Source organism: Streptomyces sp. NPDC036764 (assembly GCF_055609385.1).
Window position 1 is genome coordinate 938,447 of record NZ_JBVJPT010000001.1, and the last position, 11,801, is coordinate 950,247.

The 11,801-nt window shown below is 72.8% G+C and carries 11 protein-coding genes; 5 read left to right on the top strand and 6 right to left on the bottom strand.

The features are described 5' to 3' along the window. Window positions 1-37: 37 nt before the first annotated feature. Genes ACZ69Q_RS04035 through ACZ69Q_RS04045 form a run of 3 tightly spaced genes read left to right on the top strand, consistent with a single transcriptional unit; the run spans window position 38 to window position 3,397 of the window. Window positions 38-1,183: an NAD(P)/FAD-dependent oxidoreductase gene (locus ACZ69Q_RS04035; RefSeq protein ID WP_471035939.1), complete on the top strand. Its 1,146-nt coding sequence runs from the start codon at window positions 38-40 to the stop codon at window positions 1,181-1,183. Then, entirely contained in the window at window positions 1,180-2,241 is a 1,062-nt protein-coding gene (locus tag ACZ69Q_RS04040; RefSeq protein WP_471035942.1) for a saccharopine dehydrogenase, read from the top strand. Before ACZ69Q_RS04035 ends, ACZ69Q_RS04040 begins: the two co-directional genes overlap by 4 nt. Then, a complete protein-coding gene (locus tag ACZ69Q_RS04045) occupies window positions 2,234-3,397 on the top strand; it encodes a saccharopine dehydrogenase family protein (protein WP_471035945.1) in 1,164 nt (387 codons plus the stop codon). The genes ACZ69Q_RS04040 and ACZ69Q_RS04045 overlap by 8 nt, the downstream gene beginning before the upstream one ends. A 12-nt stretch (window positions 3,398-3,409) precedes the next feature. Here ACZ69Q_RS04045 and ACZ69Q_RS04050 read toward each other — a convergent pair whose 3' ends face one another. The 3 genes from ACZ69Q_RS04050 to ACZ69Q_RS04060 form a co-directional block, all read right to left on the bottom strand. Then, window positions 3,410-4,642, bottom strand: coding sequence for a serine hydrolase domain-containing protein (locus tag ACZ69Q_RS04050; protein ID WP_471035948.1), 1,233 nt, complete (start codon window positions 4,640-4,642; stop codon window positions 3,410-3,412). Between the two features lie 66 nt (window positions 4,643-4,708). After that, a complete protein-coding gene (locus ACZ69Q_RS04055) occupies window positions 4,709-6,058 on the bottom strand; it encodes an MFS transporter (protein ID WP_471035950.1) in 1,350 nt (449 codons plus the stop codon). Next, entirely contained in the window at window positions 6,055-6,639 is a 585-nt protein-coding gene (locus ACZ69Q_RS04060) for a TetR/AcrR family transcriptional regulator (protein ID WP_471035953.1), read from the bottom strand. Before ACZ69Q_RS04060 ends, ACZ69Q_RS04055 begins: the two co-directional genes overlap by 4 nt. Before the next feature lie 76 nt (window positions 6,640-6,715). Here ACZ69Q_RS04060 and ACZ69Q_RS04065 point away from each other — a divergent pair, with 76 nt between their 5' ends. Together ACZ69Q_RS04065 and ACZ69Q_RS04070 are read left to right on the top strand one after the other, a co-directional pair. Beyond that, a complete protein-coding gene (locus tag ACZ69Q_RS04065; RefSeq protein ID WP_471035957.1) occupies window positions 6,716-7,165 on the top strand; it encodes a PPOX class F420-dependent oxidoreductase in 450 nt (149 codons plus the stop codon). A 118-nt stretch (window positions 7,166-7,283) separates the two neighbouring features. After that, window positions 7,284-7,694: a VOC family protein gene (locus ACZ69Q_RS04070; protein WP_471035960.1), complete on the top strand. Its 411-nt coding sequence runs from the start codon at window positions 7,284-7,286 to the stop codon at window positions 7,692-7,694. A 3-nt stretch (window positions 7,695-7,697) separates the two neighbouring features. On the opposite strand, the gene ACZ69Q_RS04075 is transcribed toward ACZ69Q_RS04070, so the two are convergent. The 3 genes from ACZ69Q_RS04075 to ACZ69Q_RS04085 form a co-directional block, all read right to left on the bottom strand. Next, window positions 7,698-8,864, bottom strand: a complete 1,167-nt coding sequence (locus ACZ69Q_RS04075; protein ID WP_471035962.1) for a glycosyltransferase family protein — start codon at window positions 8,862-8,864, stop codon at window positions 7,698-7,700. 71 nt (window positions 8,865-8,935) lie between these two features. Continuing rightward, a complete protein-coding gene (locus ACZ69Q_RS04080; protein WP_471035964.1) occupies window positions 8,936-10,279 on the bottom strand; it encodes a nucleotide sugar dehydrogenase in 1,344 nt (447 codons plus the stop codon). 6 nt (window positions 10,280-10,285) lie between these two features. Further along, complete coding sequence (locus ACZ69Q_RS04085; protein WP_471035966.1) at window positions 10,286-11,746, bottom strand: glycosyltransferase family 4 protein; 1,461 nt, start codon at window positions 11,744-11,746, stop codon at window positions 10,286-10,288. Window positions 11,747-11,801 lie beyond the last annotated feature (55 nt).

The following is an 11,801-nucleotide window of genomic DNA, read 5'->3' on the forward strand; positions in this document are numbered from 1 at the left end:
GCGCGACGGCAGGAACCACTACCGAGAGGGTCCGCCCGTGAACACACACGCGAGCGTCGTCATCATCGGCGGCGGAGTGATGGGCACCAGCATCGCCTACCACCTCGCCCGCGCGGGCGTACGGGACGTCGTCCTCGTCGAGCGGGACGAACTGGCCTCCGGATCCACCTCGAAGGCGGCCGGCGGAGTGCGCGCGCAGTTCTCCGACGAGCTCAACATCCAGCTCGGGGCACGCAGCCTCCAGGCGTTCGCCCGGTTCGGGCTGGAGCTGGGCCACGACATCGGGCTGCACCGGGTCGGCTATCTGTTCCTGCTGTCGACGCCCGAGGAGGTCGCCGGATTCGAGGCGAGCGTCCGGCTCCAGAACTCCCTAGGAGTGCCCAGCCGGATGATCGACCCCGCCGAGGCACAGCGGCTGTCCCCGCTGATCACCACCGACGGACTGCTGGCGGCCGCGTTCTCCCCGGACGACGGCCACTGCACCCCCGAATCCGTCGTCCACGGCTACGCCGCCGCGGCCCGCGCGTACGGGGCGCGGATCTTACGCCACAACGACGTCACCGGCATCGAGGTGCACGGCGACCGCATCACCGCCGTGACCACGAGCATCGGCAGGATCACCACCGAGACGGTGATCTGCGCGGCCGGCCCCTGGTCGCGGGCGATCGGGGCGATGGTCGGAGTCGACCTGCCGGTGGTGCCGCTGCGCCGGCAGGTCGCGGTCACCGAACCCGTCGGCGGACTGCCGCCGCACCTGCCCATGACCATCGACTTCACCACCAGCCTCTACTTCCACTCCGAGGGCCCCGGCCTGCTCCTCGGCATGTCCGACCCCGACGAGCGGCCCGGCTTCGCCACCGACACCCACGACCGCTGGATCCCCCGGCTGGCCGCCGCCATGGAGCGCCGCGCCCCCGCCCTGCTCGACCTGCGCCGCACGGGAGGCTGGGCGGGCCTGTACGAGGTCACGCCGGACCACAACGCGCTCATCGGCGAGGCGACTTCCGTCTCCCGCTTCCTGTACGCGACCGGCTTCTCCGGCCACGGCTTCCTCCAGGGACCGGCGGTCGGCGAGGTCGTCCGTGACCTGTACCTCGGCCGCGTACCCTTCGTGGACGTCAGCCCGCTCAGCGCCGGCCGGTTCGCGGCCGACGCCCCGCGCCCGGAGGCCAACCGCGTATGACCGAGCTCCATCTGTGGCTGCGCCACGAGGTCCGTTCCACCGAGCGACGCACACCGATCGTGCCGAAGGACGCACGCCGGCTGGTCGAGCGCGGGGTGACCCTGACCGTCGAGGAGTCCCCGCAGCGGATCTTCCCCGTCGAGGAGTACGAGGCGGCCGGCTGCCGTACCGCGCCCGCAGGGTCATGGGTGTCCGCACCCGAGTCGGTGGTGGTGGTCGGACTGAAGGAACTCCCGGACGAACCCGGGGAGTTGACGCACGACCACATCTTCTTCGGGCACGCCTACAAGCGGCAGCCGGGTGCAGAGGCCCTGCTGAGGCGCTTCGCGGCCGGGGGCGGCACGCTGCTCGACCTGGAGTACCTGGTCGACGACGACGGCCGCCGTCTCGCCGCCTTCGGCTTCTGGGCCGGCTATCTCGGCGCCGCGCTCGCCGTGCTCCAGCACCGGGGCAGGCTCGCCGCGCCGCTGACGCCCATGTCCAAGGACGAGCTGGACGCCCTCCTGCAGCCGGTCGCCGGGGACGAGGAGTTCACCGCGCTGGTGATCGGCGCCCTGGGGCGCAGCGGACGGGGCGCGCGGCTGGGGTTCCTGACCGCCGGGATCGAGGCGACGCCCTGGGACCTCGCCGAGACCCGCGCGCTGGACCGCCCGGCCCTGCTGGCACACGACGTGCTGGTCAACGCCGTCCTCGCCACCACTCCCGTCCCGCCCTTCCTGCGCGAGGAGGACCTGGACGACCCCGGCCGGCGACTGCGCACCCTGTGCGACGTCACCGTCGACGTCGGTTCGCCCCTGAACGTCCTGCCGGTCTACGACCGCACCACCGAGTGGACCGACCCGGTACGCCGACTGCGCAAGGAGCCTGCGCTCGACCTCATCGCCATCGACAACCTGCCGTCCCTGCTGCCCCGCGAGTCCAGCGCCGACTTCTCGTCGGCGCTGCTGCCCCAGTTGCTTCAGTTCGAGACGGGCGGGCCGTGGGGGCGCTGCCGTGACCGGTTCCATCAGGCATGCCGTGAACTCGGCATCGTGGAAGGGGAGTTCCGCAATGGCTGACAGATCCGCACGGGTTACCGCGAGCGGCACCGTCCACTGGGTCGGCGCCGGGCTGTCGACCGGCAGCGGGCTGGCCCGGCTGTGCGACACGGCCGACCGGGTACGGCTGTGGCACCGCACCGAGGACCGCGCCGCGGACGCCCTCGCCCGGCTCGGCCTCACCGGGCGCGCCGAGCCCCGCGCGTACACCCTGCCCGCGCTCACGGCCGAACTGGCCCCCGGCGACGTCGTCGTGTCGATGCTGCCCGCGCCGGAGCACGCCGGGATCCTGGCGGCCTGCGTCCGGCGGGAGGCCCACTTCGCCTGCTCCAGCTATGTGTCGGACGCGGTCCTCGAACAGGTGCCGGCGGCCACCGCGGCCGGGCTCGTCGTCCTCACCGAGGCGGGCCTCGACCCGGGTATCGACCACCTCTTCGCCCACTGCCTGATCGGCCGCGCCCGGGAGGCCGTCGGCGACGACGCGGGAGCCTCGTACAGCCTTACCTCCTACTGCGGCGGAGTCCCGGCGGTCCCGAACGACTTCAGGTACCGCTTCAGTTGGGCGCCCGCCGGGGTCCTCAACGCCCTGCGCGCACCGGCCCGCTACCTCCAGGACGGTGCCGAGACCGTCGCCGAGCGGCCGTGGGAGGCGACGCGGCCGCACATCGTCGACGGGGAGGCGTTCGAGGTCTACCCCAACCGCGACAGCGTTCCGTTCGTCGAGCAGTACGGGCTCCCCGACGCCTGGAAGCCGCTGACCTTCGTACGCGGCACCCTGCGTCTGGAGGGCTGGCTGCGTGCCTGGGACGCCGTCTTCGAGGAGCTGAAGGCGGGCGACGACGCGCGGATCGCCGCCCTGGCCGGGGAGTTGGCGGCCGCCTACCCGACCACGGACGCCGACCGTGACCGGGTCGTCCTCGCGGTGTCGCTGGACGTGCGCGGCGGGTCGGGGCAGTCGTGGTCCGGCAGTTATCTGCTCGACCTGGTGGGGGACGAGGAGGAGAGCGCGATGGCCCGCTGTGTCTCCCGCCCGCTCGCCCTCGGCGTCCGGCACATCCTGGACGGCTCCCTGCCGGCGGGCCTGAGCCGCGCCGCGGAGACGGCGGCCCGCTCGGAGGAGTGGCTGCGTGAACTCGCGCTGGAGGGAGTGGAGTTCACCCTGCGCGTGGACCAGTGACCGGCGGCGGGATCAGCCCTGTGTCACGGCCTCGTGCACGAGCCGCTTGAGGTCCTGGAACATCGTGTGCGAGGTCCTGGGCCGCACCTGCGTCATGAACTGCACCGTCAGGTCGTGGCGCGGGTCGACCCAGAACGTGGTCGTCGCCACGCCGCTCCAGCCGTAGGCGCCGAGCACGGAGGGGGCCTTCGTGCGGGCCGGGTCGATCACGACGGAGACGCCCAGGCCGAAGCCGACGCCGTCGTTGCCGGCCTCGTCGTGGGCGGGGCGGCTGCCGAAGGCGCGCAGGTCGGCGCCGCCGGGGAGCTGGTTGGACGTCATCAGGTCCACCGTCTCGGGCGCCAGCAGCCGGGTGCCGTCGAGTTCGCCGCGGCGGCGCAGCAGCTCCATGAAGCGGTGCACGTCGTGCGCGGAGGCGGCCAGACCGCCGCTGCCGGACAGGAAGCGGGGGCGGCCGCGCAGCGGGAGGCCGGGGATCGGTTCGATGCCGCCGTCCTCGGTCTCGCCGTACAACTCGGCGAGCCGGGGCGCCTGTTCGTCGCTCACGCGGAACCCGGCGTCGGTCATTCCCAGCGGGCCGCAGATCCGCTCGGCGAAGAACTCGTCCAGCGGCTGCCCCGACACCACCTCGATGACCCGGCCCAGGACGTTGGTGGCGACCGAGTAGTTCCACTGCGTGCCCGGCTCGAACTGGAGCGGCAGGCGCGCGTACACGTCGACCGTGCCGGCCAGGTCGGAGCCCGGCAGCACCGCCGAGTCCAGGTTGGCGTCGCGGTACAGGGCGTCGACGGGGTGCGTGTGGTAAAAGGCGAAGGTCAGCCCGGCGGTGTGGGTCATCAGATGCCGGACGGTTATCGGGCCGTCGGCGGGGCGCGTCACCACGTCGGCGCCGGACCCGCTCACGTACACCCGGGGCTCGGCGAAGCCCGGCAGATGGCGGGCAACCGGGTCGTCGAGCGACAGCTTGCCCTCCTCCACCAGCAGCAGCGCGGCGACGGAGGTGACCGGCTTGGTCATGGAGTAGATCCGCCACAGCGTGTCGGCCTCGACGGGCAGCCCGGCCGCGACGTCCCGGTGGCCGTGCGTGGCGAGGTGGGCGACGCGTCCACCGCGGGCGACGGCCACCAGATAGCCGGGCAGCCGCCCCTCGTCGACGTAGTGGGCGAAATACTGGTCGAGGCGGTCCAGCGCCTTCGCGTCCAGCCCGACCTCGCCCGGGTCGACCTCTTGTGTCAGCAGTGCCATCGCTCTCCTCCGAATACATGCGACGAGGGTGCGCTCCGGCATACCCCGCCGGAACGGCCTCTGACCTCATCGTTGCGCAGGAACACGTGTACGGTCCTTCGAATCGCCATGATCGTTCATGGCCGCGTCCCGCCGCCCCGGCAGCGCACGGCCGAATGCCGCTCCGGCCAGGGCGAGGGCGGCGAGGGCGCCCAGCGGCAGCCCGGGGCCGCCGCCGGTTCCCAGGAGCGCGGTCGCGACGGCCACGCCCAGCACCGGTCCGACGTTCATCGCGGTCTGCTGGAGCCCGCCCGCCACCCCGGCCGACTCGGCGGCCGCTTCCCGCACGACGACATGCGTCGCCGCCACCATCACGGTGCCGAACCCGGCCCCCACCAGCGCGAACGCCGTGCACAGCAGCGCAATGGCCGACGTGCGGGACAGCACGAGGATCCCGAGCGCGAGGAGTGCCATCGCGGCCACGGTCGTGCGCCGGGCACCGACCCGGCGCAGCAGTACCGCGCACGTCGGTGCCGCCGCCACCATCAGCGCGGCCAGCGGCAGGCTGACCAGAGCACTGTGGAACGGGTCCAGACCGAGAGTGTCCTGCAACAGGAACGTGCCCGCGAACAGTGCGCCGGACAGCGCCGCAGACGCGGCCACCAGCATGCCGAGCGCCGAACCGACGGCCGGCGAGCCGATCACGTCCGGCGGCAGCAGCGGGCTCGCGGTGCGGCGCTCGTGCCGGACGAAGACGGCACCGGTGACGGCGGCCGTCGCGGCGGTCCAGACCCAGCCCGGCATCGCCACCAGGGCGTGCACCAGGCAGGCCAGGGTGAGCGCGAGCAGGAGGGCGCCGGGCACGTCGAGCCGGGCCGGGGAGGCGCTGCGCGGGGGCCGTACGGTGAGGGCGAGCCCACCGAGGACGATCGCGGGGACCACGTTCAGCAGGAACACCACCCGCCAGCCCGACCCCGCCACCAGCGCACCGCCGAGCACCGGCCCGACAGCGGCCGACACACCGATCGCCGCCGTCCGTATCGCGATCGGCGTCCGCAGCCGGTCGGGCGGGAACGCCGCCCGCAGCATCCCGAGCGTGGCCGGTTGCAGCAGCGCCCCGAACACCCCCTGCACGACCCTCAGCCCGATCACCCAGCCGACACCGGGTGCCAGGGCGATCCCCGCCGACGCCGCTGCGAAGCCGAGCATGCCGATGCCGAAGAGGCGATGGTGCCCGAACCGGTCGCCGAGCCGCCCCGCGAACACCAACAGGCTCGCCACCGCGACGAGATAGCCGGTACTGGTCCACTGGACCTGGGCGAACGAGGCACCGAGGTCGCGTTGCAGGCTGGGCTGGGCGACGGTCAGGACGGTGCCGTCGAGCGCGACGATCACGGCCCCCGTGACACTGCTCGCGAGGGTGAGGCGCGGGTTCACTCGCCCTCCGCACCGAGGTGGGCGTCCAGGACCGACCGCAACAAGGGTGTGAAGTCGTCGGCGCCCGTGGCGAGTTGGAGACTGCCCCAGCCCCACAGTTGGGCGATGCCGTGCAGTCCCGCCCACAGCGCGCCCGCGACCAGACGCGCATCGGCGTCGGGTCGTACCCGGCCGACCAGGTCCACCAGGCGGGCGAAGAGCGGAAGACTGGTGTCCCGCAGCCCCAGATGGCCGCTCTCCAGCAGGTCGTGACGGAACATCAGCTCGTACATGCCGCGGTTGTCCAGCGCGAACCGCAGATACGTCCGCCCCAGATCGGCCAGTTGCGCCCGCGGATGCGCCGTGTCGTCACCGACCGCCGCCGCCCGCTGTGCCAGGTCGTCGAAGCCGCGGCGGGCGATGGCGGAGAGCAGCTCCAGGTGGGTGGGGAACCAGCGGCGCGGGGCGCCGTGCGAGACGCCGGCCCGGCGGGCGATCTCCCGCAAGGTCAGCGCCTGGACGCCCTCGCGCGCCACGAGATCCACGCCCACGTCGACCAGCCGCGTGCGCAGTCCCGGATCGGATTCCCTCGATGCATGCATAGACACTGTCTACCAGGCGGACATAGACACTGTCTACGAGGGAATGCGGGGCGCTCCCGCCAGGGTTGACGCAGGTATGACTCAGGACGCCACCCGCAACGCACTGCTCGCGCTCCTCGCCGAGAGCCACGGCGGGGTGCTGGTCACCCTGAAGCGCGACGGCCGGCCCCAGCTCTCGAACGTCAGCCACGCCTACTACCCCGACGAGCGGACCATCCGCGTCTCGATCACCGACGACCGAGCCAAGACCCGCAATCTGCGCCGCGACCCGAGGGCGTCGTACCACGTCACGACCCCCGACCGATGGGCGTACGTGGTCGCCGAGGGCACGGCCGACCTGACGCCGGTCGCGCAGGACCCCTACGACGCCACGGTCGAGGAACTCGTCCGCCTCTACCGGGACGTCCAGGGCGAGCACCCCGACTGGGACGACTACCGGGCCGCGATGGTCCGGGACCGGCGGCTCGTGCTGCGGCTTCGGGTGGAGCGGGCGTACGGCGTTCCGAAGAGCACGCTCCGGGGTTGAGTCCCGGCGCGGCCCAGGCCGCAGGGCGTAGGGCTCATGACCGATGGTCCCGGCGCCCGTGGCCTGCCTACGCTGCCGGTGGATCAACGCCGCCCAGGACGCCACACGGAGGGTCACCATGCCGGTCGACGGCCGCAGTCACATCCGCATCGCCCGCCCGTCCCGGGACCTCGCCGCGGCGGAGCGCTTCTGGGCCGGCGGGCTCGGACTCGGCGTCGTATGGCGGGCGGTGGGCGGCCCGGAGCCGGGCGAGCACGATCTGCTGATGCTCGGCTGGCCGGATGCCGACTGGCACCTGGAACTGGTCCATGAGCCCGCCCGCCCCGTCGAGCCCCGGCCGACCGAGGAGGACCTCCTCGTCGTCTACGTCGACGGACCCGTGCCGGACGACCTGGTCGCCAGGCTGGAGGAACACGGCGGCAAGCGGGTCGTGTCGCCCAACCCGTACTGGAACGAATGGGGTGTCACGATCGAGGACCCGGACGGGTACCGGCTCGTGCTGTGCAGGCGGGGTTGGTCCAACGCCTAGGGGTCAGGCGATCGGGGCCCTGTCGCCGACGACCGGGGTGGCGCGGCCGTCGTCGCCGGCCGCGGACGCCTCCTTCACCCAGGACTCCAGGCACATCACGAACTCGGTGGCCCGGTCGGCCCAGTTGAGGTCGGACCTGGCCGCCTCCCAGCCCCGGGCCGCCGCCCGGCGGCGCATGACCCGGTCGGTGCGCAGATGCCGTACGGCCATGGCCGCCGTGGCCGGATCCTCGTAGGGGACGACGAGACCGCAGCCGTAGCGTTCGACCAGCTCGGCCGCGAGCGGGGTGGGTGTGGTGACCACGGGGACACCGTGCGCCATGTACTCCACTGCCTTGGTGGGCCTCGAATGACGGTAGTTGGGCTGGTCCCGCAGCAGGGAGAGGCCGGCCAGGCTGCCGGAGAGCAGGCCGAGGGCACGGTCGTTGGGCAGGTAGCCGTACCAGCGCAGTACGCCGTCCCGGTCGGCCTCGGCGAGCGGGCCCCGCATGTCGGGGTCGGCCGCGCCGATCACCTCGACCCGGATGTCCGGCGCCAGCAGCCGTGCCGTCTCGATCAGCTCCGGCGCGCCGCGCGCCCGCGACAGATGACCGAGGTAGACGACCCGGTCGTCGCCGGGCGGCTCGGGCGGCTCCGGCGGCACCGTGGCGAGGTTCGCCACCACGGGATGCGGCCGGCGAAAGCGCCGCTGGTAGGCGTCCTCGGCGAGGAGCAGCCGCAGCTTCCGCTCCGCCAGTTGTTCCGCCGCGTGTACGGCCATCCGCAGCGGCGGCCGCAGCGGCCGGGGCAGCCAGCGCTTCATCACCAGCGCCGCCGCCGTGTCCTCGTGCACGTCCCACACGGTGACCGGTACCCGGCCGGCCCGCCGCCAGCGGCGCATCGTGCCGGGCAGGGCGAGCAGCAGCTCCGGGTCGTGCAGCAGCACGACGTCGGCCTGCGGCCCGCGTTCGGCGAGCAGGGTGCGTGCCGCGCGCAGTGCCGCCCGGCGGTCCCGGCCGGCGGCCCGCGGCAGGTCCACGGCCTCGATGTTCGGCCGCGGCGACGTCTGGCGCGCCGCGAACGGGGCGGCGTACACGATCCGGTGGCCGTGCTCGTGCAGGGCGCCGATCTCCCGGTGCAGGATCCGCGCGTCCTCGGGGTGGTGGACGACGGTGACGACGAGTATCCGCATCAGAGCACGCACCTTTCGACTACCCCGAGAACGACGGACCCGCGACGGATCCGGTACGAGAGATCAGGCGATCACAGCACCTCGACCCCGGGCCGGAAGATCCGCCCTCGGGTGTCGAACAGCAGCCGGGCCGCGTCGCCGAGAGCCGGCAGGTCGTAGGCCGAGTGGTCCTGGAGCAGGACCGTCAGGTCGTGCTCGCGCACCGCCGCCATGACGTCGGTGACGCGCGGGACGTTCACCCCGTCCACCGACCACAGCGGTACATGCGGATCGTGGAAGGAGATCTCGGCCTCCCGCTCGCGCAGCAGCCGCGCCACCGGCAGCGCCGGCGACTCCCGCTGGTCCGCCACGTCCGGCTTGTAGGTGACGCCGAGCAGCAGCACTCGCGACCCGTGCAGCGGCCGGCCGGCGGTGTTGAGGAGGTCCTGGGCGCGACGCACCACGTACTCCGGCATCCGCCGGTTGATCTCCTGGGCGAGCTCCACGAACCGGAACTCGTAGCCGAGGGACGAACGCACCTTGTACGACAGGTAGTTGGGGTCGATGGGGATGCAGTGCCCGCCTACGCCGGGGGAGGGCCGGAACGCCTGGAAGCCGAACGGCTTCGTGCCGGCGCAGCGGATCGCGTCCCACAGGTCGACATGCAACTCGTGGCTGATCACGGCCAGTTCGTTGACCAGGGCGATGTTCACATGCCGGTAGGTGTTCTCCAGCAACTTGGCCATCTCGGCCTCGCGGGTGCCCTTCGCCTGGACGACGGTGTCGACGAGCTTGCCGTAGAAGGCGACCGCGCGCGCGGCGCACGACGGGGTGCAGCCACCGACCACCTTGGGGGTGGTGCGCAGGCCGTGCGCGGTGTTGCCGGGGTCGATGCGCTCCGGCGAGAAAGCCAGCGCGAAGTCCGTACCGGCACGCAGCCCCGACTCCTCCAGGAGCGGCCGCACGACCTCCTCGGTGGTTCCCGGATACGTGGTCGACTCCAGCACCACGAGCTGACCGGGCCGCAGCCGCCGGGCCACCGCTTTCGTGGCCGCGGTGACTGCGCCGAGGTCCGGCCCGCCGTCCTTGCCGAGCGGTGTCGGCACACAGATGACGACCGCCTGCGCACGGGCCAGGCACGCGTCGTCCGTGGACGCGGCGAACCCGGCCCTGCGCATCCGGCGGATGTCCTCGTCGGAGACGTCGTCGACATGGGAGTGCCCGGTGTTGAGCGCCTCCACGACCCGCGGGTCGCGGTCCAGGCCCAGGACTCTCAGGCCGATCGACGCGGCCTCCCGCGCGAGCGGCAGTCCGACATAGCCGAGCCCGATCACCGCGAGTTCCACGTGGTCGGGCCGTTCTGTCTCCCCGAGCGGTTCTCTTTCCCCGAGCGGTTCGCTCGCTTCCCCGAGCGGTCCGGTCTGTTCGGCATGCATAGGGACTCACCCCGCATCAAGGCTGCCAAGGGCGCGGTACGCCTCACGGGTTGTGGCGGCGACCCGCTTCCAGGTGCGGTCACGCGCGACTCTCGCGCGGGCTGCTGCTCCCCACTCAGCGCGCCGGTTTCGACTGTAAAGGACTATTTCAAGCTCATCAGCCCAGGAATGTGGTGATTCAGCACTGATTAGCCTCCCGTTCACCTCCGGTTCGACCAGTTCTCTGAGCGCGGGGAGATCGCTCGCGGCCACCGGAACACCGCTCGCCATCGCCTCGACCGGCTTGAGCGGGGTCACCAACCGGCAGACGCGCTCGTCGGTCCGCGGGACCGCGAACACGTCCAACGCGGCGTAGAAATCGCGGACTTGGGCGTGCGGCACGCGGCCGGTGAACAGCGCGGTCCCGTCGTCCAGGCCGAGCCGGGCGGCCAGCCGCTCCAGCGCCGGGCGCTGCGGACCGTCCCCGACGATCAACAGCCGCAGCGGCACACCACGCCGACGCAGCTCTTCACCCGCATGGAGCAATGTTCCGATCCCCTCGTGCGGGGCGAGGGTGCCGACCGTGCCGACGACGAACTCGTCCGGCGCGATGCCGAGCCGGGCCCGCACGGGCGCCCCGTCCGGCGGCGGAGCGAGGAACGCGTCGTCCACGGCGTTGGGCACGATCAGCACCCGTTCCCGCGGCACCCCGCGGTCCACGATCTCGGCCTTCATCGCCTCACCCAGCGTCAGCACCAGATCGGCCTCGCGCATGCACTGCGTCTCCAGGGCGCGGCGCGCCCGGTACGTCTCGTCGTCCCGGCTGCGGCCCGGCGCCTGCGTCAGCCACGTCTCCTCCAGGAAGCCCCGCACCTCGTAGACCACCGGCAGTCCGTAGGTCTCCCGCAGGGCGAGCGCCACCCGCCCGTTGCCGTGGTCGCTCGCGGCGTGCAGCACGGCCGGCCGCAGCCGGTCGATCAGGCGGGCGGCCAGTTCGGCGTTGAGCGCGAGCGAGGCGGCCTGGCCGTACGGCAGCCAGGGCGGCAGCAGCCGGTGCTGCGGCACCCCGCCCACGTGCTGCTTCGGGCGGGCGTCCAGCACCCCGCCCGTGACGGGGAAGCCGATCCGGGTCACGACATGCGGGTCGAGTCCGGCGGCGAGCTGGGCCTCGGCGAGCTTCTGCGTGCGCACAGTGTAACCGGCGTGCCGGAACGGCAGTCCGTTGGTGACCAGATGGAGCACCCGTCCGGGGACGGGACGGTAGGGCAGGCCGTACGGCGCGGGCACCCGGGCGGCGGAAGGCGCCGCCGCCGGTCCCGCGGTGCGGGCGCGCACGGCCAGCCGCTGTTCGAGCGGCCCCAGCTTCCGCCGGGCGGGCCCCGGCAGCAGGCGTACCGCGAGCAGCGCGGCCCGCAGCGGATCCTGACGCAGTTCGCCAACGGCCACCGAGGCGGCCAGGCTCAGGGCAAGTGGAACATTCCGGAACATAACGCCAAAGTAGATCCAGCACCGAGCAACGGCCCACCAACAGTCACCGTTCCCA

Bases quoted from the DNA above. Each gene is read 5' to 3' on its own strand.
- ACZ69Q_RS04060 (WP_471035953.1), bottom strand. From the start codon at position 6,639: ATGCATGCATCGAGGGAATCCGATCCGGGACTGCGCACGCGGCTGGTC.
- ACZ69Q_RS04070 (WP_471035960.1), top strand. From the start codon at position 7,284: ATGCCGGTCGACGGCCGCAGTCACATCCGCATCGCCCGCCCGTCCCGG.
- ACZ69Q_RS04045 (WP_471035945.1), top strand. From the start codon at position 2,234: ATGGCTGACAGATCCGCACGGGTTACCGCGAGCGGCACCGTCCACTGG.
- ACZ69Q_RS04065 (WP_471035957.1), top strand. From the start codon at position 6,716: ATGACTCAGGACGCCACCCGCAACGCACTGCTCGCGCTCCTCGCCGAG.
- ACZ69Q_RS04050 (WP_471035948.1), bottom strand. From the start codon at position 4,642: ATGGCACTGCTGACACAAGAGGTCGACCCGGGCGAGGTCGGGCTGGAC.
- ACZ69Q_RS04085 (WP_471035966.1), bottom strand. From the start codon at position 11,746: ATGTTCCGGAATGTTCCACTTGCCCTGAGCCTGGCCGCCTCGGTGGCC.
- ACZ69Q_RS04080 (WP_471035964.1), bottom strand. From the start codon at position 10,279: ATGCATGCCGAACAGACCGGACCGCTCGGGGAAGCGAGCGAACCGCTC.
- ACZ69Q_RS04075 (WP_471035962.1), bottom strand. From the start codon at position 8,864: ATGCGGATACTCGTCGTCACCGTCGTCCACCACCCCGAGGACGCGCGG.
- ACZ69Q_RS04040 (WP_471035942.1), top strand. From the start codon at position 1,180: ATGACCGAGCTCCATCTGTGGCTGCGCCACGAGGTCCGTTCCACCGAG.